The following is a 22,415-nucleotide window of genomic DNA, read 5'->3' on the forward strand; positions in this document are numbered from 1 at the left end:
CCGATCCGGCGAATCGCCTTGAGCCAATCTGTGCAGACCCTATCGGCCGCGCCAGCTGAATCAATGCGTCGCCGCGATGCTTAAGCGTCTCGGCATACGCGGCCGCCTGTTGCTCGCTTTTTTCGGTATCAGCACCTTCGCGGTGCTCGCGACAACAGCCGCTCTTTATGCCTTCCTCGAGGTGGGGGAGGTCGTCGACCACATCACCAAGGAGCGTGTGCCGTCGGCGCTCGCGTCCCTCCAGTTGTCGCGCCAGGCCGAGCGGGTCGCCGCCACTGCGCCCGCCGCACTTGCTTCGACCAGCAAGGCTCAGCATAACGAGGTCTCGACTGCGATCGCGGCAGAGATGACGCGCCTCGAGGAACTGCTTGCCGCTCTCAAAGGCGCCAAGCCTAGCACGGCGGTAGTGGCTGAGATCGAGGCTGCGGTGCTTGGTCTGCGGCGCAATCTCAACGCCCTCGACGACCTTGTCGCCGCCCGCCTCACCGTGGTGGCGCGCAAAGAGGAACTGTTACGTCGCCTGTCGGCTACGACAAATGCAAGCCAGCGCCTTGTGGCGCCCGGCATGCTCGTGATGAATTCCAAACTCCAGCAATGGCGGGCGGTCACGGCCGACACGCCGCTCGCGTCCGATCGAGGCGCGGAGGCGACGGCCGACCTGGTCCAGTCGATAGCGGCCTACATCCCGCAGCAGAAGGCGCAGCAGGAAATCTCGGCGGTCAATGACGCGCTGGTCAACACGGCGGACGCGCCGACGCCAGGCGATCTGGCGTTGATCCTGTTTCCGCTGCGCCGGTCACTCGCCGTTCTGGACACGATTTCCAACGAGATCGACGATAGGCTGCGAACCCGTTTCCAGCAGCGGGTCAACGAGTTCAAGGCACTGATCGACGGTGGAAACAGCATCCCGAAGGCGCGGCAGGACGAGTTCGCCGTCCTGGCGCAGGGCGAAGAGCTTCTGGCCGAAAACAATCAGCTGTCGCGCAGTCTTACCGTTGCCGTCGATCGCCTGGTCGCTGCGGCAGACCGCGAGATCACCGCATCTGGTCTCGAAGCCGCGGTCGTCCAGCGCTACGGGACCGGAGTTGTCCTTGGCTCCGCCTTTCTCAGCCTCTTGAGTTCCGTTCTGGTTGTTTGGCTCTATGTCGACCGCAGCCTCCTCGCCCGCCTGGGAGGGGTGAGCCAAAGCATGCTCGCAATCGCCGGCGGCAATCTTCGTGCGCCATTGCCTGCCGCGGGCCACGACGAAATCGGCCGCATGGCCGAGGCGCTCAGGCTCTTCCGGGACACTGCAGTCGAGGTCGAGGAAAAGAACCTGCGCGAGGTCGCCGAAGCGCGCCAGCGGCTCATCGATGCCATCGAGAGCATCTCCGAGGGATTCGCTCTCTACGACGGCGAGGACCGGCTCATCCTTAGCAATAGCCGCTACCGCGAACTGCTCTACAGCGACCTTGCGATCGAATTGACGCCCGGTACGACATTCGAGCACATCATCCGCCGATCCGCTGAGCGCGGCTACATCAGGGATGCCGAGGGACGATTCGAGGAATGGGTCGCCGAGCGGCTCTCCCGGCACCGCAACCCTGGCGAACCGTGGGAGCAGCGGCGAGGCGACGGAAGATGGATCATGATAAGCGAGCGGCGGATCACCGGCGGCGGCACGGTCGCGGTCTACTCGGACATCACCGAGCTGAAGCTACGGGAGGAGAACCTCGCCGAGAAATCCGCGGCTCTCGAGGCGCTTTCCAGCAAGCTGGCGAAATACCTGGCGCCCCAGGTGTACAACTCGATATTCACCGGCCGTCAGGAGGTCAGGATCGCCAGCCAGCGGAAGAAGCTGACAATATGCTTCTCGGATATCGCCGGCTTTACCGAGACCACCGACAAGATGGAGTCGGAGGACCTCACCCAAATCCTCAATCACTATCTGACGGAAATGTCGAAAATTGCTTCGGATCATGGCGCGACGATCGACAAGTATGTCGGCGACGCGATTCTGATGTTTTTCGGCGATCCGGAAACTCGCGGCGTCAAGGAGGACGCGCTCGCCGGCGTGCAGATGGCTCTCGCCATGCAGAAGCGGATGAGCGAACTTGCCGAAGTCTGGCGCGACATTGGAATTGAAACACCACTGCGCTGCCGCATCGGCATCCACACCGACTACTGCACTGTCGGCAACTTCGGCAGCGAGGACCGGATGGACTACACGATAATCGGCGGCGCCGTGAATCTCGCCTCACGTCTTGAGCAGGAGGCGCAGCCAGGGACCGTGCTCATTTCTTATGAGACGTTTGCGCAAGTGAAGGACACGATTGACTGCGACGAGCTGGGGCGCATCCACGTCAAAGGGATCGCCTATCCGGTCGCCACTTATCGCGTCATCGATTTGAAGGCCAATCTTGTCGCTGCCCGTCGCGCCGTTCGAACCGAACTGCCGCATCTCAGACTGGAAGCTGAGCCCGAGCTGATGTCTGCTGACGAGCGTGACCAAGCCGCGACTGCGCTTCGAGACGTGCTCGATCGACTTTGTCACAAGCCTGGGTAGGAGGGATCGTCGCCTCCTACAGCGCTCACCTCGTCGACCAACCGCAGCTAGGCATGTGCCTCGGCCAGCGTCTCGAGCCTCGACCTTCCGACGGCGCTGGCAAGGTCCGGACTTGTGATGGGTTTTCCGACAACTGGAGACACTCACAATCGAGAGCAAGGGTCATCAGGACCTGGTCTACGAGGCCGACCGGAATGTCGAGACGTTCATCCGCCGGGAGCTTGCGGCGCAATATCCTGAAGACGGTGTTATCGGAGAGGAACACGCCGCACTCGCCGGCGGATCGGGTTACACATGGGTGATAGATCCAAGCTTAAACTATCCACGCCCGCTGCCGATCGGCCCCGACCTGTCAAATCTACTGTGCTAGTTCGCGTTTCCGGAAATGACCGTCAGGGGCTGGCCCTTCAACATCGCCGCCCGGTATTCAGGCGCGCGCAGGTCCAGTCGCGCGATCATGTCGTCGACGTCGTTAATTGCGTCTGTCGGCCACCCGAAGAGCCGCAGCGCGACGATCTCACTTGAGCTTGAAACACTGTCCGACAGCAGCTGCCTGTAGGTCGTCATCATGTCGCGTCTGGCGTTGTTCTGTTCGTCGTCCGTGGGTCCGTCAGCGAGGAACCTGCTTATGGACTGCTCGATCAACTGAATGGTTTTGCCTGCGCCATTGGCGTCAATCAGCCCGAAGACGACAAAAAGGCTTGCCGGGGCAAAGAAATCGAACCGATGCCGCAGACCGTAGGTCTTCCCCGTGCTGTCGCGTATCTCGCGAAAAAGCCGTGAGTTTTGGTCTCCGGCAAGGACATGAGCCAGGGCGCGCGCGGCGAGCCAGGTCTTCGGTTCATCCGTGGACACGGATCTACCGCCGATACCAACCACGACCTGCTCGTCGCAGCTGGCCTGGACCAGAACCGGCTCGGCCGGAACCGGCAGGAATTCCGGCGCTTCCACGACTGCCGCGGCCGCTCCCTCCTGGAGCCGCAGGAAGAGAGCGTCGATCAAATCCGCGGCTGTCGCCTCATCCAAATCGCCGATGACGCAGGCAATGAGCCGGCTCCGCACGAAATTGCGCTGGCGCCACTCCGCCACGTCCTCCAGACGGACTGAACTGATCCTTTCGACGTCCGGGACGAGATGCTGGAAGAGCCGATGCGGCCGGACCAGTCGGGACAGGAACGCTTTGTGCGCGATGGCGTGTGGATTGTCGCTTTGTTCGTCGAGAGTTCGCAGCGACGAGCGCTTCGTGTTCTCCAATGCGGTTTCGTCGAGCGGCGAGTCCGCCAAGAGGGAGGCGCATATGCTTGCCGCTTCCCGGATGGCTGCCTTTGGTGCGGTGAGCATGCCGACCGTGGCCTCAGGCGCCGGATCGAGACGAAGCCCGCCACCTAAATCGGCAAGCCTTTCACCCAGTTCGCCGCCGCTGTTGCGCATTCCGCTTTCTCCGATCACGCCCGCGGCGAGCATCGCGGTCAGAGGCGATCCGAGACCAGACTCCGCGGTGCCGCCCTTGAACGCGAACGCTATCGAGACGTTGCCCTTGTTCGACGACTGGTACAAAAAACGGATGCCGCCAGGAGATATGACCTCGGTGAGCGACAATCCCTCGGGCCGGGTTTCGTCACTGACAAACATAGCCTTGAGGCGCGACGTAAGTGACTTCATGGGCTTGCGTCCTTCGATTTCAGTATCAGTGCGCCGTCTCTTAGCGGCGCGGCGAATGACGCCAAGCCAGCGTCAAAATCACTTTTCTCGAATATTGCGGTGGCAGCATTGCGTGCCAGGGCAGCTTTGAGGCCGTTGAACACGGCGTCCTCTCCCAGCCTTGCCGCCCTCTGGGAAGGCCGCAACTGCTCATCCTCAACAGCCAGCCGATGCTTCAGCCGCACGAGATCAGCCGGCGCAATGCCGCTCGCTGACAGTCTTTCGAAGTATGAGACGACCGTATCGTCAATTCGATCCGCGTCGGCGCCGTCGGCGATCGGGGCTGCGATGCTCACGACGGTCAGCCCCGCCGGGGTAAGTTGGCACGCCGCCGCAACGGCTGCAGGGTCGGTACCAACGTTTTCCAGCGCCGCGAGCAAGCTGGCCCGGCCGCGGCTGGCAAGGAATGCTCCCAGCAGGGCCGTGAACGGCAACGCCAAGGCGCCGATGGCCGGAGCCAGCACGTATCTGCGGAAGAGCCGCTGGCGGCGGACGGCATCCGAGACGATCGTTTGTTTCACCGGAGGCCTGTTTGTCAAAAGAGGCTTGGCTGTCAAAGCAGGCTTTGCCGTCGAAGCAGTTTGCGACGGCGAGTTGTCCTCCACGTGCGTTTCCAGGAAGTCGGCCGGTCCTGCTTCATCGACGGCTAGCAAGCTGGAGCCGGGCAGTGCTTGTGATGCCACATGCTTGGCCTCGTTGGCAGTCGGCCCCCCGACGATGAGGGTGAGTGCGCTGCTTCGGCCGTAGTGAAGCCGATGGAAGGTCGCAACATCGCCTGCCGAAATCTGCCCCACGGTGTCGACGCTGCCGGTCGGGAAGGTTTCCAGCCCCGTGCCCTGCAGCAATTCGGCGTCGAATTCGGCGAGGCACTGCAGTTCCGGCAGCAGCGCGAAGCGCTCGCGAATCTCCTGCACGATGATTTCGCGCTGCCGCTCGAGCAGGCCGGGCGGGACGTCGAGGGGGTCATGCACCGACGACGCGCCGTCGAGCAGCGGCTTTATGTCCCCGGGCGCCGATCGCCAGTCAAACCGCGTCCAAAAATTGGAGGTGACGGCGTTGACCAGGCCGCCGGGGCTCATCGACCGGCCCGCGCGGCAGCGTTCGAAAATGATGTGCTCAAGCATGTGCGCCGTGCCCGGTACCGCGTCCGTAGCACCTCCGGAGGGAATCCAGTGGGAGACGAGAAGGTTCTCGGCTGCATCCGCCGGGATCAAAACGACCTGGCCACCAACGTCCGCCGGTTCGATCTGCCCGCGCCATTTCCGCCAAAGTGACGGCATTGTCCTCGCTTTCGGTCACAATCTATGGAGATCCTGACTACATCAATAGGCCGCCCATCCGGCGTCTAGAATGCCTCTCCCGTTCACGTCTTGTGTTCCGGCGTTGAAGTTCGTGGGTTTGCAGCCCTGCCCAAATGCTGCAATCTGGGGATGCACTGACCTGCAACCAAGCGTTTCAACGCTTGCTAATTGACCTCCAGGGAGAAGCGGCATGCTGAACACTACAACTGCGGCGGATTGTGAAATCGTTGAACTGACCGACGAAGAGATTGATGCGGTCGCTGGCGGCTTTGACGTGGCCAGCGCTGCGGCCGGCTACGGGGTCGGTGCGGCGGCTGGCTATAGCGCGGGAAGGGCGATGGGCTTGGGTGAGCGCGGCTCGCATGGCTTATCGATGGGCGCTGGTGTGGCTGGAGCCGCGGCCGGCGGCTTCGGCAGCGGCGGTGGTGGTGGAAAATAAACCCCTGGTCCCTCTCTCCGAACGGCCCGATTCGAGGAGAGGGCCGTGTTGGGGCGAGGCGGGGAGGGGATGGTAGGCCATATGCTACCCTTCACATTGCCTGAGATTTTCTTCGCGATCATCGGTGCGTTCGCCATCGTTGGAGCGGCCTTTGTCACGATGCCGACCACGCATCTGACATTCCCGCGGATGGTGGAACGCAGGCGGCGAGGCTTCCTGGTCGGCGCGGTAGCGCTCTACCTCGGCCTGCTGGCCTTTCCTTATGCGCGGGACGCGATAGACACGCTCATAAGCAGCTATGGATAGCGGGGAGCGTTTCGCGGACTATCTCTCGTCGCTCCTGCCACGGCGGATCGGTATCCGTGAGTTCCGCCGCGACATGGCGCGGCAGCTGCGCGCCAACGACCGCTTCATCAAGCGCATGGTCAATGGCAGGCTGCCGCCGCCGCGTGGCCGGCCTGACGAGACTTTGCAGCAGGCGCTTCAGCCCCTGGTACACGGCCGCAGGTCGGCTGCATTTGTCTGTCCGCACTGGGGAGACTACATCTCCACCTTCCGCGCGGTTGCCCATGCCCTTCCGGAGACTTCGCGGTTCATCACCCTCAGAGGCAACCGCTGGAACGAACAGGAGGACCTGCTCTGGGCCGCCCTTTGCCGAGAGCGGACCATAGTCGTTCACAGGACGTTCGAGAAAAGCAGCCTTGCGCCTGTCCTCAGGGAAATGCGGGCCGGGTCTCATCTTTTTGTGCTGTTCGACCTTTTCAGCGATTTCGGCGAAACCGAGCCGCTGGAGTTTTTCGGGGCCGGCCTTCGGATGACCCATGGATGGGCCAAGCTCTGTCATTTGGGCCAGGCGGTCGTCGTTCAGCTTGCTCCGGTGTCGCTTCAGCGGGAAAGTGTTCAGATTTTCGACGTGCTGGATTCCCGGATGTTTGACGGCCGCGACGATTTCGTCCGGAGTTGCATGCGTTCCGCCGGCCGCAGCCTGAGGGAATTGGTGGCGGAAAATCCGGCCTACTGGTTCATGTGGGAGCATTGGGACAAGTACACCGCGCATGGATAGACCACTTTTCCGCAGCGAGGCTGCGGTTGCGCTTCAAAGCACGATCTCCTCGGCCGTCCCGGATGCGCGGCTCCATAGGTCGCGCGGCGTGACGGCAGTCGTTGTGGCCTGCGCCATGGCTTTTGTCGGCATGACTTTCATAAAGGTTTCACTGGGGGTGACCGCGGAAGGCGTGATGCGCATGGATAGCGGACTGCCGCCGGTTATCGCCGAACGCAGCGGACTGCTGACCTATGTGGTTTCGGAACGCACGCCAATCGACCTGCGGGAAGGGGATACGGTCGCCCGGATCCGGAACCTTGACCTGGTGACACTCCGGAACGCTCCGAACATCGACGTCAGCAAGGCTGAACTCGAACGGAAGCGGCAGCGCCTGCTGAAGCGCGAGGACGAGCTGCGGAAAAATCACGAGATCCGCCTGAAGGAAAACGCGCGGATGGAGGCTGCGACGATTTCGCTCTCGAAACAGACGCAGGACCTGCTGCAAGTCCACGAGAGAGAAGTTCGGCGGCAGCAAGACGAACTGGAGCGCAACCTCTCTTCGCTCTCGAAGGGCCTGATTACGCGTGAACAGCTCGACAGGATCAGGAACTTGCTGGCCGACAGGGAAGTCGAGGTTCGCGAAAGCCGCATCCGGCTCGACGACCTCAACGGCAAGCTGTCGCAGGTGCGGCAGGACCGCGCCGAACTCATGCACGACCACGACCAAGAGATGCTGACGCTGGACAACGGCGTCGCAGACATCGCGATCGCGATGCAGGCCGAGACGGAGCTGCTGTCGATCGAGATCAGGATGCCTCATAACGGCACGCTGGTCCCTCGCGGCTTTTCCGCGGGAGAAGTGGTCAAAGCCGGCGACGCGCTGTTCGGAACAGCTGCGGAAGGTGGAGGCCAGCTGTTTGAAGCGGACATCCCGGCAGACAGGATCGGTGAACTGCGAGAGGGCCTGCCCGTCAAGATCGCGATCCACGCCTACCCCTACTTCGAATACGGGTTCATCGATGGCAGCATCGAGCTGTTTTCGAGAGTTCCAAATGAGCAGATCGAGTTCAGCGGCGACCTGCCGCAGGACACGAATTTCCGCGCCGTCATCAGGCCCGACAAAGCATCGCTTGACGCGTTCCGGGCCGGAAAAACCTTGACACCCGGGATGAGCGCGACGGTGCATATCCGAAGAGAGAAGGTTGCCTTCTGGCGGCTGCTGCTCGCGCCGCTGCTTCGCCTCGAGGCCCGGGTTTCGGCTTGATGATGTGGGCGAGGCGCATCGTCCACGTTCGGCAGGGGGAAAGCCCCGAATGCATCCTTGCTTGCCTCGCGATGATTGTCCGGTTCCACGGAGGTGGCGCAAGGCTGGCCGACTTGCGTGCCAGGTTCCCCGCGCTGGGCCGCGGGGGAACCCTGAGGGACATGATTGAAATTGCCCGCGGGCTGGAACTTGGTTCACGCGCTGTCAAGGCCGAGATGTCGGCGCTTGAAGGCCTGCGGCTTCCCTGTGTCATCCACTGGAACTTCAACCACTTCGTCGTGCTGGAGAAGGTCGGACCGAAATTCGTCCACATCGTCGACCCGGCCGCCGGCGCAAGAAAGCTCATGCGCGACAGCTTTTCGCGCCAGTTCACCGGCATCGCCCTGGAACTCATCCCGCTTCCTGCTTTCCACCAGTCCCGTTTCGAGGGGCAGGGCAAGACGCCGGCAATCATCCTGCCGATCAGCGACTACCGGAGGCCGATCGCGCAGTTCATTGCGCTGTCGGTCCTGGTACTCACCTTCGCACTGGTTTCGCCGCTTGCGGTCCAGATCGTCATCGACGAAGTGATCCTAAAGGACGACCGCGACCTTCTGCTTGTCGTCGTCGGCGCTTTCCTGTTTGCCAACCTCATCGGCGCTCTCGCTTCCTACGCACAGGGCTACCATGTCATCCGGCAGACAGCGCTCACGCGCATGACCGTTACCCACAAGTACCTGGACAGCCTCCTGTCGCGGTCATGGGCTTACTTCGCGCGAAGGAACCTTGGCAGCATTGTCGCGCAATACAATTCGCTGAACTTCCTGGTCAGCTTCATCGTCAAGAACGTGGGGGCGTTCATCTCCGACCTTCTCTTCGTGACGGTGGTTTCGGTGATCCTGTTCCTGATCGAGCCCCGCGTCGCGCTGATCGTGCTGGTCCTGAACGGCCTCGTCGTGTGCGTTCGCCTTGTGCTGCTGAACCGGGCCAGGAAGCTTCAGGATCGGGACGTGATCGACCGCGCGCATGAGGAAGCGTTTTTTGTTGAGAGCATGCGCGGCATCACTTCGGTCAAGGCCAATACGATCGAGCTGAGCCGAGTTGCCGGAAACCTTGATAGGACGGTTAAGTCGGTCAATACCTCGTTCGACCTTGCCTATTTCGGCCTGAAATACAGCCTCTTCATGCAGGTCACCAAGGCTGTTGAAGTCATAGCTGTCCTCTATCTTCTGGCGCTTGACGTCATGCAGGCGAGACTGACGATCGGAGTCATGTATGCCTTCTACGCCTATCGCCAATTCCTCGACCAGCGCCTGACGAGCCTTGTCGACTCCATGGGCGAAATCCTTAATCTCAAGGTCCACCGGGACCGTGTCGTCGAAGCCTTCGATGCGGACGGACGCGTTACCCGCAACCTGGATATCGGCCGCTTCATGCGCCTGGAGGGCGAGATAGAACTCAAGGAGGTCGTCTATCGTATCGACAACGACCGGAAGACGGTGCTCGGCGGGTTCTCCGCCAAGGCGCCGAAGGGTTCGTTCGTTCATGTCACCGGGCCGACAGGTTCCGGCAAGACGACCATGCTCAAGATCATCCTCAACATCATCACCCCACATTCAGGACAGGTACTGATCGACGGCATCCCGATCACCTCCGGAAACGTGTCGATCCTACGCAACAGCGTTGGGGTGGTGCTGCAGGAGGACCTGCTGTTCAGAGGCACCATACTTGAGAACATCGCGCTCTTCGACGAGCGTCTCGACATCGCGCGCGCCGAGGAGTGTTGCAGGCTGTGCCTCATCCACGACGACATCGTTGAGCTGCCGCTCGGCTACCAGAGCGAGGTCGGCGACATGGGGTCGAACCTGTCGACAGGACAACAGCAACGGTTGCTGCTGGCCCGGGCGCTATACAAGAACTCGGCCATCCTGGTGCTGGATGAAGCCACCGCCAACCTCAATGAACCGGTCGAGCGGCAGATACTGGAAAACTTGAAGTCGTTGGGCAAAACCGTCATCTTCGCGTCCCACTCGGCGAACGTCGGCCGCCATGCCGACAGCGTGTGGTCATTGGCGACAGAGCAAGGCCAGCGGCGCGACGAGAAGCAAGGCGTGCGCTAAGGATGCGGCGCAATAGTCCAGCAGCGCGCCCACTTCGCCGCTCCGGTTGAAGTGATTGATCAGCGGCTGAGGGGGGGCTCCTGCACCCGCGGTATTGATCGGCGGGAATAGCGTCACACTTGTTACTCCCACTGGTCGTTTTCCGGTGCCAAACTATTTTAGGCCCAACAACCAGCGATGAGCAGCGAATGAGCCGTGCTTCAGCGACGCGGGAATTCGCCCAGATCAGGAGGAAGCCATGACTTCAGCAGCCAAGAGCGAACGGAAAAGCGGACAGACTGCCATGCGCACACCACCGGTGGTGGCGCCGCAGGAGTGGGAAGCGGCCCACAAGCAGCTGCTCGTGAAGGAAAAGGCCCAGACCCGCGCCCGTGACGCGCTGGCCGCCGATCGGCGGCGGATGCCGTGGATGGCGGTGGAGAAGAATTATGCGTTCGAGGGGCCCGACGGGAAGGTGAGCCTGCTCGACCTGTTCGACGGTCGGCGTCAGCTGATCGTCTACCGCGCCTTCTTCGAGCCGGGAGTGTTCGGCTGGCCGGACCATGCCTGCCGCGGCTGCTCCATGGTGGCCGACCAGGTCGCCCACCTCGCCCATCTGAACGCCCGTGACACCACTCTCGTCTTTGTCTCGCGTGCGCCGCAGGCGGATATCGCGCGGTTGAAGGCGCGGATGGGCTGGGAGATACCATGGTTCACCCTCACCGACAGCTTCGACGCCGATTTCGGTGTCGACGAGTGGCACGGCCACAACGTGTTCATCCGCGACGGCGACCGCGTGTTCCGCACCTACTTCATCAACAACCGCGGCGACGAGCAGATGGGCGGCACCTGGAACTATCTCGACATCACGCCGCTGGGCCGGCAGGAGGTCTGGGAGGACTCGCCCGAGGGCTATCCCCAGACCCCAGCCTACAAATGGTGGAACTGGCACGACAGCTACGCCGCGGACCCGGCAGCCGACAAGAAGTGGGCCGAGGTGTCGGAGGCCGGAGAGGCGGCGTTCCGGGAGGCGAGCGCGAAGCAATGAGCCAGGCCTGATCCGCTGAGATCGACGGCGGCGGCGTCGAAACGCAGGAATCCTGTTCCCAGCGGCGCTGGCGCGGCGGCTCATGAGCGATCCGTGCGCTGTTGCCGTGTTGTTCCCCCAACCGGACAACCTCGGAGGGCGTCCGGCGGTAGTGCTGGATCAAGTCAATTGATCACGGCCGATTCACCCTGTTCGTCAGCCCATTGACGTACATGACCAGGTTCAGCGGATCGAACCTGAGGCCGTGGAACTTGGCCGCGAAGCGCCCGCCTCGGTCGATCACGTGCGTCACCAAGCCATGCATCTGCTGGCCGCCTTCGAGCGGATCGAAACGGACGTTGTATTGCTCGGACAGCTTGCGCGTCGCATCCTCCGCCTGCCCTTCGAGAGTGGTCAGCAAGGTCCAGTTGCGCGGGTCGAGCCCGTGCGCTTCGCCGTATCCATTCATGAGCTCGGGCGTGTCTGACTTCGGGTCTGTCGTCACCGTCAGGAACTGCACCAGGTCCTTCATGGGCGTTTCGTTGACCATCGCCTGGACGCGGGCGATCAGGTCGGAGTGCAGCGGGCAGACGTCGGTGCAACTCGCGAACACGAAATTGAGTATAACGACCTTGTCGGCGAAGTCCGAGAGGCGGACCGGATTGCCTTCGTCGTCGGCCAGATCGAATCCCGGCGCTGCGGGAGCGTCGATCGCCTGGAAATACTTCTCCTCGCTGCCCATAAGCCTGTCGAGATCGGCGCCCGGATGATGGGCAAATGCGGGAAGCGCGAGGACAGACGTGACGGCCATCGCGGCGAGAAGTGTTTTTCTGTTCATCTCCGTTCTCCGGTTTGGTCGAGTTCTCGTACGATGATCCCTTCGAAGAAGGAAACCATCTCGGGGGTGTCCCATTCGGCGGGTCCGGCGAGCCGCGCGAGCTCGTTTCCGTCCGGGCCGATCAGAAGCGTGGCTGGCAGGCCGAACAGTCCCAACGCGCGGATCGCAGTCCCGTCCTGGTCGATGAAGACGGGGAGTTTGACCCCGATCTCGTCGAAGAACTTCCGGACTGCGCCGGCACCAGCCCGGTCCACCGAAAGGGCGACGACATCGAATCCGTCGCCGCCGAGCCGCTCCTGAAGGCGGTCGAGCGTGGGCATTTCGGCCCGGCAGGGCGCACACCAGGTCGCCCAGACGTTGAGCAGCACCATCTTGCCGCCCCAATCTTCGAGAGATTGCGGCTCTCCCGCCTCGTCGGCGAAAATGAGCTCGGGCAAGGGCTGCGGCTCCTCGTGCAGCGGCATCACTGTCGGTTCCTGCGCGTGCGCGTTGCCCACGGCCACAAGGACGACAAGTATCAGCGCCGACAGGATCGTCTTCACTGCGTCTTCTCCTGCTCGCGGCGGCTCATCTCCGACTGGTAGGAGCGCTCCCGCTCAGGCCATGTGCTCTTGATGAAGGCGAGAACGGCGCGGATTTCCTCGTCGTTCAAAATGTCCTCGAATCCCGGCATGTCGCTATCGTACCCGTTGCCCACCACGGCGGCTGGACCCTCTTTGGTGATCCGGAACAGCACCCCGTCCGGGTGGTGCCAGGTGTGACCGGACGCATCGTGCGGCGGGGCGGGCATGCTTCCCGAGGGAAGCTGCCTCTTCCAGTCAGGCTGGCCTTCGAGGCTGGCCCCGTGGCAGGAGGCGCAGTTCGCGGAATAGAGCTGCCGTCCCCGCGCAATTGCCGCGGCCTCGCTTGCTCCGAACGACCAGATCAAGGCGAGGGCGGCAACTCCCAAGAGCGCCGCGAAGCCGAGGATAACAGCCTGCCTGCTCATTTGCGGCCGCTGAAGAACAGGTACTTCACCAAGGTCGCGACCGCGAGAACGAGCGCAACTGCGAGCAGGAGCCAGCCCACACCCATGCCCAGCATCATGCCGCCCATGCCTTCCATCATTCCGCCGTCCATCGTTGTCGGCTCCTTTTCCGCGTCTCGTTGCAGGCCTATTCCCGCGCGTATACGCCGCCCACGCTGCCAGACTTGGTGATCTCCAGCATCTCGAACGGCGCTTCCTTGGTGCCGCTCATTCCCGGCGAGCCCATTGGCATGCCGGGCAGCGTCACGCCCTTGATGTCGGGCCGCTCCGTGAGCAGCTTCTTGACCGTGCCGACGGGGACGTGGCCGCTGACGACGTAGCCGTCCACGAATGACAGGTGGCAGCCCTGGAATTCGTCCGCGATGCCTGCCTCGCGGCTCATCTCGGCGAGGTCGTGGGTGGCCTTGCTGGTGACGGTGAAGCCGTTCCCCCGCAGGTACTGGGCATAGCCTTCGCAGCAGCCGCACTGCGGGTTCTTGTAGAGGGTGACGTCCTTCTCGCCCGCGAGCGCCGGGACGGCAGCCCAGACGAAGGAAGCGAGGGCGACGGCATTCAGGATAGTACGCATTTTCGGTTCTCCTTTTGAGGGATTGGTCAGGCGACGCGGAAGACGCCCATCATCCCGGCGGCCTGGTGTTCGAGTATGTGGCAATGGAGCATCCAGTCGCCCGGATTGTCGGCAACGAGGGCGATCTCCACCCGCTCGCGCGGAGACATGAGCACCGTGTCCTGCCACTCGCGGTGCTTGCTCGGCTTGCCGTTCCGGGAGATCACCCGGAAGGAATGGCCGTGCAGGTGGATCGGATGATGCCAGGCCGTCGCGTTGGTCATCGCGATGGCATGGCTCTTGTCCCGCGCAAGCGTCAGCATCGGGTCCATGACGTGCCCTTCCGCCGCGATGCCGTTGATGAACCAGATGCCGCCGGAGTGCATCATGTTCATCATGCCGCCCATGCTGCCCATCATGCCGCCAACGGCGCCGGGGGAATGCTTGCGCGTGTCGCCCATGCTGCCGCCCATCTCCTGCATGACCATGGCTCCCATCATGCCGCCGTTGAAGGTGACCTCGTGCCGGACGGCCGATGCAAGGTCCGGCTCCGGCACCGGGTTGGGCGGGAGGGTGACAGGCCAGTCGGGAGCCGCCTGCCTGAGCGGATTACCGGCATAGGCTAGGTCGACCAGGCGGTATTCGAGGCCCTCGTAGAAGCGGTCGACCACGGAAACCCGGCTTCCGGCGTCAGCCGTCATGTCGAGGATGAGGTCGGCGCGCATCGCGGGCCCCAGCACGACCAGTCCGCCTTCCGGCGCATGCGGCTCCACTGGCTGCCCGTCCAGCGCAATGACGGCAGGCTGATGGTTCCCGAAGTCGAGGCCGAAAATGCGGGCGTTGGCGGCGTTGATCAGCCGCAGCCGGATGCGTTCTCCCTTTCGCACCTGAAAGACATCCGGCACGCGGCCATTGATCGTGACCGTGTTTCCGACCCGGCCGTTGTGCATCATGTCATGGCGGTTGCCGAAGTCTTCCCGCATCTCGGCGGTTTTGGTCAGCCGCCAGTCGGACAGCACCCATGTGACTTCGCGGTCGACCCGGATGGGATCGGCTTCCTCCACGATCAGTGGGCCGTAGAGGCCTCTGCCGACCTGCTCGAAACTGCGATGATGCGGATGGTACCAGAAGGTGCCTGCGTCGACGGCATCGAACTCGTAGGCAAAGGTCTCGCCGGGCCAGATCGGCGCCTGCGTGAGGTGCGGCACGCCGTCCATCGCGTTCGGGACTCGCAAACCGTGCCAGTGTACCGTCGTCTCTTCGTTGAGTTTGTTCTCGACCGCCACCCGCAGGCGTTCTCCCTGGCGGATGCGAATTTCCGGACCGGGCAGGCTGCCGTCATAGCACCAGATGGGGGTATCGCCATGCGGCTCTGGCGCGATCTGGGCGCGTCCCGGTCCGGCGCGGATCCGGAACTCGCGAAGGCCTGCGGCGTCGGATCGCGGTGGAAGCACCACGCCCGCCGAAACGGCGGCGGCCGATGCGAGGAAGGTTCGACGCGTCAGCGCCGGCACACGTGGATAGGGCATTGGATCAACCATTCCGGAATAGGCTTTTTTGACGCGCGGACGTAGCCGGGCGCGTCGACGGGTCGGTCGCGAGCGGATGCCGCGGCCGTGTCAGCTCAGGAAGGTGGTTCGGGGAGGATAGGGCTCAGGCGGACCGGTGCGGCCGTCGGACGGTTCTCCGGGAGGCAAGGATACGATACCGGCGAAATGCGGCAGCTCGGCCGCGGCAGGCGTGCAGATCGCGACAAGCGAGGTAACGCAGAACTGGTCGCATGCCGACGTCTGGCCGTCATCGCCGGGACAGTCCTGGCAGTCGGGCATGTCGCCGTCCATCTCAGCCATCGACATCTTCAGGGACATGTCCGTCAAAGCCGCGGCATGCGCCGCCGTGCCGAGGGCGAAGGCCGCGAGGAGGACGACTGCGAGGATGCGGACGAACCTGCTCATTGGGTAGACAGTAGTCCTGGCTCTGCGCCGTGTCCAGATTCGGTCGCAGGTGAACCATGACCGCCGCAAACGGATGCCGACGGGAGGCGATTTGTTGCAGGCTGCCTTGGAATGTCTGACTAGGTTCCGGAAATGGTCTGGCGTGAGAAGACGCGAAGTCCGCTAGTTATGATTCTAGAGTGGCCGGCCGGCGCGGATCATGGAGCGTGCAATTGCGAGCTGCGCCTCGACCTCGGCGTTTCCTTTTGCGGGAGCCGCGCCGCCTTCACTGAGTTGGAAGCGGCTGTGGAAGGGCCTCCAGCATGCCGGCGAGGCGCCCAAGGAGATGAAGAAGCGGCCGACGATGCAGTGGGTTGCAGGGCTCAGATCGCTCCGCCGCCATTCATGCCGACTTGACGATCGACAATGTGCGTTTGTAGGTGGCCGGTTTCGTGCGGAAATTCGCGGCGGGAGCAGGTCGGCCGACGTGAAAGCCCTGGATCTTATCGATGTCGAATTCGCGGATAAGGGCCAGCTGCTCGTCGGTTTCCACCCCCTCGATCAGGATTTTATGGCCGCGATTTCGCACCAGGGCAATAATGTCCTGCAGCATCGCCTTGCCCCTTGGGGTGCCGCAGTCATGCAGGAACGAGCGGTCGATCTTCACCGTATCGAAATCGATGAGACGAAGCCATGAGAGGCCCGCGAAGCCCGTCCCGAAGTCGTCAAGCCATACCCTGACCCCCAGCAGCTTCAGGTCGCTGATGCAGCGCAGAATGTCGGAGTGCATCTCCATCTCCAGCCCTTCGGTGATTTCGAGGGCCAGCCTGCTGCCGGCGACGCCGGTCTCGCTCAAAATCGTCGCAACCGAAGCTGCGAAGCCGGGCGTCTTGAGCTGAATTGGAGAGACGTTGACGCTGACGACACGGACGTGATCGTCCGCCAGGAGTTCAGTGCACACTGTCCTTATGGCCCAGCGCCCGAGTTCCAGGACCGCGCCGGTTCGTTCCGCAACAGGAATGAACAGACTCGGCGGAACCGATGTGCCGTCCAGCATTTTGAGGCGCATCAGAGCCTCGACGGCTTCAACCCGGCCAGACGCCACATTCTGGATCGGCTGATAGACGAGTGAAACGAGATCCTGGCCGATCGCGATCTTCAGCAAAGCCGCAATATTCTCGCTCTCGTCGCTGCTCTGGGGATCGTTTGGATCGAACAGCCAGGTACAATTGCGACCGCCTGCTTTTGCCAGATAGAGCGCACGATCGGCCTCGTGGATGATCTTCTCCAGCTTGGCGCCGGTCTGCGGCCTGGTGAAGGCAGCGCCAACGCTCACCGTCACCACCGAGGTGCCGTCCCTGCGCTGCTGGTGGGGAAGCGCGAGGTTCTCCACCGTGCTTCGAATGGCTTCCGCGAGACCTGCAACCTGTTCCCTTTTCTCCATGCGAGCCAGGACGATGAATTCTTCCCCGCCGTAGCGGCCGATTGAGCCATTGTGCTGCTTGATCATCTCGGCAAGGGCATTGGCGACAAGTATCAGGCAGCGGTCGCCTTCCTGATGTCCGTAGTAGTCGTTGAACCTTTTGAAGAAGTCCACGTCGATGAGGATCGCCACAAAGACGCTGCCATGCCTTTGCCAGTCGCTCCAGTAGTCGCGCAGCTTCTCGTCGATAGCCCGCCGGTTCTCCAGACCGGTAAGCGGATCGGTTCTCGACAGACTCAACAGCGCCTGGCCGCGCTCGGTGGCTTCCTTGTGCTGGATTTTGGCTTCGAGGGCGTTCAGGAAGACGTTGTAACGTTCCTCGTTCAGCTTCCAGTTTACGTAGGATGTGAATGTGAAGCATGAGATGTAGAAAGTTCCAAATACCATTTTGTACGTCAATGTGGAAGGCACGAAGTAGTTTACAATATACAATATTACCAGAATTATACTTGAAGTCACAATAGACAGGCTGAATTTAAACGTGAAAAATAGATTGGCGCTCATCATAAAGATGGTGCCGAAGACCATATAGTAAGAGACGCTTTCCTTGTCCGTGCCCAACACCGCTGGGGACAACCAACCGATATAGCCAAAGATGATGGCCGCAGCGCAAGTCACGTCAATCCATTCCGTGGCGACCCCGCGGCGAAGTTGTGCTTCCAGGGTCAACAGCGCCGTCACTCCGACCGCGAAGCGGGCCATGATCGTATAGAGCGCGACATCCGGTATCAGCAGCAGATCCGTTGCCGAAAACAGCAGATAGATGGCCACGGCGATCCAAAGCCCAGGCCTGGCGTCCATTCTTCGCTTCGCCTGGCCTTCCTCCCGGTAGAGTTTGCGGAGCTCGTCGGAGCGCGGCTCGTAGCGCCGCTCAAGCGGTTCCGCATGGGCCATATCGGCCAATGCGGATGACGCGTATTCGTTCGTCACCCTAAGCCCCATTTGAACGGGGCTTTGTATGCCGAACTCATTTCTAGCTTCTACCCCCACGCCGGCCGACTCCTCAGGCGCGACAGCGAATTGCGGCGCCTCGCAATCAATATGCAGTCGCGCAGATAGGTTTGCGTTAACTCGTATCGGGAATCCGACCCGCAAGGCGTCCAAAAAACCAGCATGGTTGGCGGGAATTTAACGACACCGCTAAAATGCCGGAGATGTGTCTTGGCAAAGATAAAATTTTAGGCAATATCTAACTATATCTAGTTAAATGTGATTATGGAGTTCTGCGGTGGCAACAATCCTCGATGGCAAAAGTCTGATTACTGCCGAGATGATCGCCGCCAGTCTCCCTCGAAGAAAGCTCGAGCCTCATAGCGAAGCGTTCGAAACCGCTCGCGTCGAGCTTGCACTCATTCTCCACATCACGCACCAGCAGATCGAGCAGCAGAAGGACCCCGCGGAGGTCATTCGCCGTCTGATGTCGCATCTCGAAGCAATGCGTACCAAGGTCCATCCGGACGTTTGGCAAGCATTGATACCGGTGGTGCGGAACCACCCGGTCCTGGAGTACTTTCTTGAGGATCCGCTCACGCGGTGGTCCCACGACAAGCCCAGAGGTTATTCCGGCGACGCGCAGTTGCTCGACTACATCTATTGTGATCCGCACGTGGCGGAGAGCGTGGCAAACGCCTCGGACATCGGCAAGGCGCTCTACAGGCATACCAAGGATGTGCCGTCGTGCGTCGCGGCACGCGAGCGACGCGATCTTTTGACCCGATATGTCGATGAGATTGCGACCAGGAATGGACCTCAAACCGAGGTCCTGGCGATTGCGGCCGGCCATTTAAGGGAGGCCAATCGCTCGGCCGCCTTACAGGAGGGCCGTCTCAAGCGCTGGGTTGCGCTCGATCAGGATCCTCAGAGCGTTGGATTGATCACGCGCGACTTTCAGGGCACTGCGGTAGAGGCCATCGACGGCTCGGTGAGAACCATGCTCACGAGGGGCCACAAGCTTGGCAAGTTCGACTTCATCTATGCCTCCGGCCTTTACGACTACCTTGCGCACAACGTCGCCGTGAAGCTCACGAAAACCTGCCTGCAGATGTTGAAGCCGAACGGGACATTCCTCTTCGCGAACTACGCAGAGGGCAACCCTGACGCCGGCTACCGGGAGACGTTCATGAACTGGGTGTTGCTGCTGCGGTCGGAGGCCGATATGTGGAACATCGTCAATGCCAGCGTCGACCGAAACACCGTCGAGGCGCAGGTGTTCTTTGGCGAGAACCGCAACGTCCTCTACGGTGTCATCGAAAAGCGCGGATAGCGACCGCCCGGGCTGCAAGCTTGTCGGCGGTTGGCGGAAGCCAGTCCGATTGCGTTTAATCTTCGAACGCTGCCCTTAACGTCTCGAATGGCGCCAGCGCGCCGCGCACCTGGACGACTGCCGCGGCGACGCGATGCGCGCGCAGCACCGCCGCGGTCGGGACATGGCCGGCAAGCCGGGCGGCGAGATAGGTGCCATTGAAGGAATCGCCGGCGCCGGTGGTGTCGACCGGGGCGGCGACATGCACGGCCGGAACGGGTTGCAGGGTCCCGCTTGTGGCGATCAGCGCCGGCTCCTCGCCGTTCTTGACGACGACTTCGCCGACCAGCTTTCCCAGCCGTTCCGCGGTTTTCTGCGGCGCTGCGTCGCCGAACAGCATCTGCTCGTCGGGAAAGGTCGGCAGCGCGATGTCAGTGACTGCCAGCGCATCGAGGATCGCGGTCTGTGCTTCCTCGCGCTGGCGCCACAGCCGCGGCCGATAATTGGGATCGAAGGCGACAAGCGAGCCGGCGGCGCGCGCCTTGGCCACCGCCGCCAAAAGTGTCTTGCGCGCGGCGTCGTCCAGAATTGCCAAAGTGATTCCGGAAAAGTAAACAAGCGCCTGATTTTCAAGGCTTTTCGCCAAAGCGGCCGCGTCGGAGGCAAGCTGCCTCGCGGCGGCGTCGCCGCGCCAGTAGGTGAAGGAGCGTTCGGCGCCGGTCAGCGTGATTGCATAGAGGCCGGGCCGTGCGCCTGCTATGATCGGGCTGGCGCCGATGCCGATGCCGTTTTGCGCGAAGAAATCGATCTGGTCGCGCGAAAACGGGTCGTCGCCGAAGGCCGACACATAGGTTGCCCGCCGGTCGCCGCTCAGCGCATGCAACGCCCACAGCGTGTTGAACGTGTCGCCGGCAAAGCCCATGCGCCAGTTCGGCCCGGCCTGGCCTGAAAGCTCGAGCATGCATTCACCGATCGAGGCGACGCCGTTTCCTGCCATGTATCTCTCTCCCGGTGCATGTCGCCCACAGCTTGCGCAGCGGTTTTGGGATAAACACATGCACAAACCAAGATCCGGTGCTGTAGCTTTTTGCGGGCGCCAGCGCCATGCTTGGCGGCAGCGGATTTTTGCGCCGGCGGCGTTTTCTCAGCTGCGCGGCGGGACGCGATCCGCTCAGTGAGACGTTATTTCTGGAAGAGGAACCGGTTTGGCATCGTTATGGCGCTACGTTCTGGCAGGTGTTGGTCTGGCTGCCTTGCTGGCCGGCATTCTCGCCGCCGTCTCTCTGACCGCGCCGCAAGCGCCTCGGCTCGCCGGCTCCGAGATTGCCCGTTCGAAAGAGACGGCGAACGGCCTGTTTGTGGCCAGTTTCGAGCCGGAGCGGGGCGTTGTCAGGCAGGGCGAACTGCAATCCTGGCTGCTGACCCTGAAGACAAATGCGGGAACCCCGGTGGAGGGCGCTGCGATCTCGATATCCGGCGGCATGCCGCAGCACAGGCACGGTCTGCCGACCAGCCCGCATGCGACCGATTATCTGGGCGATGGCCGCTATCGCATCGGCGGGGTAAAGTTCACAATGAGCGGATTGTGGCAATTGCATTTCGCCATTTCCGCGGCGGCCGGATCCGACACGGTGGTCTTCAATGTGTTGCTCTGAGCGTTGGAGCAAGATGAACCGCTTTCCGCGACTTTTCGCGCTGCTGGCGATGGCTGTGCTTGCCGGCTGCGGCAAGCCTGAGTTTTCCGATGCCGAAAAGAAGACCATCGCCTCGCTGGCGCTGTCAGCCCTGCCGCCGCTGAAAACCGACACCACCAACCGCTTCGCCGACGTGCCGGCTGCCGCCGCGCTCGGCGCGACGCTGTTTTTCGACGCCGGGATGAGCGGCGACGGCAAGGTTTCCTGCTCGACCTGCCACAAGATCGACCGGCAGTTCCAGGACGATCTGCCGCGAGCGGTCGGTGTCGGCCGCACCAACCGGCGCACCATGCCGCTGGCCGGCGTTGCGCATGACGCATGGTTCTTCTGGGACGGGCGGCGCGACAGTCTCTGGGCGCAGGCGCTGGCGCCGCTGGAAAATCCGCTGGAGCAGGCCGGCAACCGCGCCGCCTACGCGCATTACATCAAGGCGCGATTCGGCGAGCGCTACGAGCGCATCTTCGGGCCGCTGCCCGACCTTTCAAATGTGCCGGCCAATGCCAGTCCGCTCGGCGGCGATGCCGAGAAGGCTGCCTGGAATGCCATGTCCGGTGCACAAGCCGAGGACGTCAACCGCGTCTTCGCCAATATCGGCAAGGCGATCGCCGCCTTCGAGCGATCGATCGCGCCACCGCAGACACGCTTCGACCGGTTCGCCGCCGCTTTGGATACCGGTATACAGGCGCCGCAAGGCGACGATGCCTTGTCGCCCGAAGAAATCCTCGGGCTAAAACTGTTCATCGGCAAGGCCAATTGCGTGACCTGCCATAACGGGCCGCGTTTTACGGACGGCGGTTTTCACAATACCGGCGTGCCGTCGGTGGCGAATCTGCCGCCGGATCGCGGCCGCATAGACGCGGTACGCCAAGTCGAGGCCGATCCGTTCAACTGTTTCGGCGCGTTTCGCGATGGTGGCGCCAGCGCCTGCGGCGAGCTGCGCTTCATGGTCAAGGCTGGGCCGGAACTCGTCCGCGCCTACAAGACGCCGTCGCTGCGCGGCGCCGCCACCCGTCCGCCCTACATGCATGCCGGGCAGTTTTCCTCGCTCGAGGAGGTTGTGGCGCATTATTCGAAGGCGCCTGCCAGTGTCGAGGGTTTATCCGAGATCCACCCGCTGCAGCTTTCGGACCGCGAGCGCGCGGCGCTGGTGGCGTTCTTGAAGACGCTGGCGGAGTGAAGGGACTCAGCTGCTCGGTAGCGATCCTTCGCGCCCCCCTCTGTCCTGCCGGACATCTCCCCCACTTGGGGGG

22 protein-coding genes are annotated in these 22,415 nt (G+C 62.4%); 11 read left to right on the forward strand and 11 right to left on the reverse strand.

The features are described 5' to 3' along the window. Positions 1 to 76: 76 nt before the first annotated feature. Together AC0L2A_RS04835 and AC0L2A_RS04840 are read left to right on the forward strand one after the other, a co-directional pair. On the forward strand, positions 77 to 2,545 hold the full coding sequence (locus tag AC0L2A_RS04835; RefSeq protein WP_473607792.1) for an adenylate/guanylate cyclase domain-containing protein: 2,469 nt from the start codon (positions 77 to 79) through the stop codon (positions 2,543 to 2,545). A gap of 148 nt (positions 2,546 to 2,693) precedes the next feature. After that, positions 2,694 to 2,915, forward strand: a complete 222-nt coding sequence (locus tag AC0L2A_RS04840) for an inositol monophosphatase family protein (protein WP_473607826.1) — start codon at positions 2,694 to 2,696, stop codon at positions 2,913 to 2,915. Here AC0L2A_RS04840 and AC0L2A_RS04845 read toward each other — a convergent pair. Both AC0L2A_RS04845 and AC0L2A_RS04850 read right to left on the reverse strand, forming a co-directional pair. Next, entirely contained in the window at positions 2,912 to 4,207 is a 1,296-nt protein-coding gene (locus tag AC0L2A_RS04845; protein WP_473607794.1) for a M16 family metallopeptidase, read from the reverse strand. The genes AC0L2A_RS04840 and AC0L2A_RS04845 overlap by 4 nt on opposite strands. Then, positions 4,204 to 5,460: a peptidase M16 family protein gene (locus tag AC0L2A_RS04850; RefSeq protein ID WP_473607795.1), complete on the reverse strand. Its 1,257-nt coding sequence runs from the start codon at positions 5,458 to 5,460 to the stop codon at positions 4,204 to 4,206. The genes AC0L2A_RS04845 and AC0L2A_RS04850 overlap by 4 nt, the downstream gene beginning before the upstream one ends. A gap of 277 nt (positions 5,461 to 5,737) precedes the next feature. On the opposite strand from AC0L2A_RS04850, the gene AC0L2A_RS04855 reads away from it, so the two are divergent. The 6 genes from AC0L2A_RS04855 to AC0L2A_RS04880 all read left to right on the forward strand — a co-directional run bounded on the left by AC0L2A_RS04855 (position 5,738) and on the right by AC0L2A_RS04880 (position 11,421). Continuing rightward, entirely contained in the window at positions 5,738 to 5,986 is a 249-nt protein-coding gene (locus tag AC0L2A_RS04855; RefSeq protein ID WP_473607796.1) for a hypothetical protein, read from the forward strand. Between the two features lie 81 nt (positions 5,987 to 6,067). After that, positions 6,068 to 6,292 carry a hypothetical protein gene (locus tag AC0L2A_RS04860; protein WP_473607798.1) on the forward strand — a complete coding sequence of 75 codons (225 nt, stop codon included), beginning with the start codon at positions 6,068 to 6,070 and terminating at the stop codon, positions 6,290 to 6,292. Continuing rightward, the gene (locus AC0L2A_RS04865; protein WP_473607799.1) at positions 6,285 to 7,049 is read left to right on the forward strand and encodes a lysophospholipid acyltransferase family protein; all 765 of its coding nucleotides are present in this window, start codon (positions 6,285 to 6,287) and stop codon (positions 7,047 to 7,049) included. Before AC0L2A_RS04860 ends, AC0L2A_RS04865 begins: the two co-directional genes overlap by 8 nt. Positions 7,050 to 7,164: 115 nt before the next feature. Further along, a complete protein-coding gene (locus AC0L2A_RS04870) occupies positions 7,165 to 8,295 on the forward strand; it encodes an HlyD family secretion protein (protein WP_473607801.1) in 1,131 nt (376 codons plus the stop codon). 2 nt (positions 8,296 to 8,297) lie between these two features. Further along, positions 8,298 to 10,394, forward strand: a complete 2,097-nt coding sequence (locus AC0L2A_RS04875) for a peptidase domain-containing ABC transporter (protein ID WP_473607827.1) — start codon at positions 8,298 to 8,300, stop codon at positions 10,392 to 10,394. A 238-nt stretch (positions 10,395 to 10,632) separates the two neighbouring features. Continuing rightward, the gene (locus AC0L2A_RS04880; RefSeq protein ID WP_473607802.1) at positions 10,633 to 11,421 is read left to right on the forward strand and encodes a DUF899 domain-containing protein; all 789 of its coding nucleotides are present in this window, start codon (positions 10,633 to 10,635) and stop codon (positions 11,419 to 11,421) included. A 172-nt stretch (positions 11,422 to 11,593) separates the two neighbouring features. Here AC0L2A_RS04880 and AC0L2A_RS04885 read toward each other — a convergent pair whose 3' ends face one another. The 8 genes from AC0L2A_RS04885 to AC0L2A_RS04920 form a co-directional block, all read right to left on the reverse strand. Next, positions 11,594 to 12,238 (reverse strand): SCO family protein, encoded by a 645-nt coding sequence (locus AC0L2A_RS04885; RefSeq protein ID WP_473607803.1) that lies wholly within the window; start codon positions 12,236 to 12,238, stop codon positions 11,594 to 11,596. Further along, positions 12,235 to 12,780 (reverse strand): TlpA family protein disulfide reductase, encoded by a 546-nt coding sequence (locus AC0L2A_RS04890; protein ID WP_473607805.1) that lies wholly within the window; start codon positions 12,778 to 12,780, stop codon positions 12,235 to 12,237. The genes AC0L2A_RS04885 and AC0L2A_RS04890 overlap by 4 nt, the downstream gene beginning before the upstream one ends. After that, a complete protein-coding gene (locus AC0L2A_RS04895) occupies positions 12,777 to 13,226 on the reverse strand; it encodes a c-type cytochrome (protein ID WP_473607806.1) in 450 nt (149 codons plus the stop codon). The genes AC0L2A_RS04890 and AC0L2A_RS04895 overlap by 4 nt, the downstream gene beginning before the upstream one ends. Next, a complete protein-coding gene (locus AC0L2A_RS04900; RefSeq protein ID WP_023803571.1) occupies positions 13,223 to 13,357 on the reverse strand; it encodes a hypothetical protein in 135 nt (44 codons plus the stop codon). The genes AC0L2A_RS04895 and AC0L2A_RS04900 overlap by 4 nt, the downstream gene beginning before the upstream one ends. 35 nt (positions 13,358 to 13,392) lie before the next feature. Further along, the gene (locus AC0L2A_RS04905) at positions 13,393 to 13,833 is read right to left on the reverse strand and encodes a DUF411 domain-containing protein (protein ID WP_473607808.1); all 441 of its coding nucleotides are present in this window, start codon (positions 13,831 to 13,833) and stop codon (positions 13,393 to 13,395) included. Between the two features lie 26 nt (positions 13,834 to 13,859). After that, positions 13,860 to 15,341 (reverse strand): multicopper oxidase family protein, encoded by a 1,482-nt coding sequence (locus AC0L2A_RS04910; protein WP_473607810.1) that lies wholly within the window; start codon positions 15,339 to 15,341, stop codon positions 13,860 to 13,862. 90 nt (positions 15,342 to 15,431) lie between these two features. Beyond that, positions 15,432 to 15,767: a hypothetical protein gene (locus AC0L2A_RS04915; protein ID WP_473607811.1), complete on the reverse strand. Its 336-nt coding sequence runs from the start codon at positions 15,765 to 15,767 to the stop codon at positions 15,432 to 15,434. 382 nt (positions 15,768 to 16,149) lie between these two features. Next, a complete protein-coding gene (locus AC0L2A_RS04920; protein ID WP_473607828.1) occupies positions 16,150 to 18,123 on the reverse strand; it encodes a putative bifunctional diguanylate cyclase/phosphodiesterase in 1,974 nt (657 codons plus the stop codon). Between the two features lie 334 nt (positions 18,124 to 18,457). Between AC0L2A_RS04920 and AC0L2A_RS04925 the strand changes: the two genes are divergently transcribed. Then, the gene (locus tag AC0L2A_RS04925) at positions 18,458 to 19,492 is read left to right on the forward strand and encodes a class I SAM-dependent methyltransferase (RefSeq protein ID WP_473607812.1); all 1,035 of its coding nucleotides are present in this window, start codon (positions 18,458 to 18,460) and stop codon (positions 19,490 to 19,492) included. 55 nt (positions 19,493 to 19,547) lie between these two features. Here the strand turns inward: AC0L2A_RS04925 and AC0L2A_RS04930 are convergent, their stop codons facing one another. Next, positions 19,548 to 20,468, reverse strand: coding sequence for a sugar kinase (locus tag AC0L2A_RS04930; protein ID WP_473607814.1), 921 nt, complete (start codon positions 20,466 to 20,468; stop codon positions 19,548 to 19,550). A gap of 208 nt (positions 20,469 to 20,676) precedes the next feature. Here AC0L2A_RS04930 and AC0L2A_RS04935 point away from each other — a divergent pair, with 208 nt between their 5' ends. Both AC0L2A_RS04935 and AC0L2A_RS04940 read left to right on the forward strand, forming a co-directional pair. Next, a complete protein-coding gene (locus tag AC0L2A_RS04935) occupies positions 20,677 to 21,126 on the forward strand; it encodes a FixH family protein (RefSeq protein ID WP_027156142.1) in 450 nt (149 codons plus the stop codon). A 13-nt stretch (positions 21,127 to 21,139) separates the two neighbouring features. Further along, positions 21,140 to 22,342 carry a cytochrome-c peroxidase gene (locus AC0L2A_RS04940; protein ID WP_473607815.1) on the forward strand — a complete coding sequence of 401 codons (1,203 nt, stop codon included), beginning with the start codon at positions 21,140 to 21,142 and terminating at the stop codon, positions 22,340 to 22,342. Positions 22,343 to 22,415: the final 73 nt, after the last annotated feature.

This window comes from Mesorhizobium sp. WSM4844 (assembly GCF_055811775.1).

Bases quoted from the DNA above. Each gene is read 5' to 3' on its own strand.
- AC0L2A_RS04885 (WP_473607803.1), bottom strand. From the start codon at position 12,238: ATGAACAGAAAAACACTTCTCGCCGCGATGGCCGTCACGTCTGTCCTC.
- AC0L2A_RS04910 (WP_473607810.1), bottom strand. From the start codon at position 15,341: ATGCCCTATCCACGTGTGCCGGCGCTGACGCGTCGAACCTTCCTCGCA.
- AC0L2A_RS04895 (WP_473607806.1), bottom strand. From the start codon at position 13,226: ATGAGCAGGCAGGCTGTTATCCTCGGCTTCGCGGCGCTCTTGGGAGTT.
- AC0L2A_RS04880 (WP_473607802.1), top strand. From the start codon at position 10,633: ATGACTTCAGCAGCCAAGAGCGAACGGAAAAGCGGACAGACTGCCATG.
- AC0L2A_RS04940 (WP_473607815.1), top strand. From the start codon at position 21,140: ATGAACCGCTTTCCGCGACTTTTCGCGCTGCTGGCGATGGCTGTGCTT.
- AC0L2A_RS04845 (WP_473607794.1), bottom strand. From the start codon at position 4,207: ATGAAGTCACTTACGTCGCGCCTCAAGGCTATGTTTGTCAGTGACGAA.
- AC0L2A_RS04865 (WP_473607799.1), top strand. From the start codon at position 6,285: ATGGATAGCGGGGAGCGTTTCGCGGACTATCTCTCGTCGCTCCTGCCA.
- AC0L2A_RS04915 (WP_473607811.1), bottom strand. From the start codon at position 15,767: ATGAGCAGGTTCGTCCGCATCCTCGCAGTCGTCCTCCTCGCGGCCTTC.
- AC0L2A_RS04900 (WP_023803571.1), bottom strand. From the start codon at position 13,357: ATGGACGGCGGAATGATGGAAGGCATGGGCGGCATGATGCTGGGCATG.
- AC0L2A_RS04920 (WP_473607828.1), bottom strand. From the start codon at position 18,123: ATGGCCCATGCGGAACCGCTTGAGCGGCGCTACGAGCCGCGCTCCGAC.
- AC0L2A_RS04870 (WP_473607801.1), top strand. From the start codon at position 7,165: ATGGCTTTTGTCGGCATGACTTTCATAAAGGTTTCACTGGGGGTGACC.
- AC0L2A_RS04930 (WP_473607814.1), bottom strand. From the start codon at position 20,468: ATGGCAGGAAACGGCGTCGCCTCGATCGGTGAATGCATGCTCGAGCTT.
- AC0L2A_RS04860 (WP_473607798.1), top strand. From the start codon at position 6,068: ATGCTACCCTTCACATTGCCTGAGATTTTCTTCGCGATCATCGGTGCG.
- AC0L2A_RS04835 (WP_473607792.1), top strand. From the start codon at position 77: ATGCTTAAGCGTCTCGGCATACGCGGCCGCCTGTTGCTCGCTTTTTTC.
- AC0L2A_RS04855 (WP_473607796.1), top strand. From the start codon at position 5,738: ATGCTGAACACTACAACTGCGGCGGATTGTGAAATCGTTGAACTGACC.
- AC0L2A_RS04905 (WP_473607808.1), bottom strand. From the start codon at position 13,833: ATGCGTACTATCCTGAATGCCGTCGCCCTCGCTTCCTTCGTCTGGGCT.
- AC0L2A_RS04875 (WP_473607827.1), top strand. From the start codon at position 8,298: ATGTGGGCGAGGCGCATCGTCCACGTTCGGCAGGGGGAAAGCCCCGAA.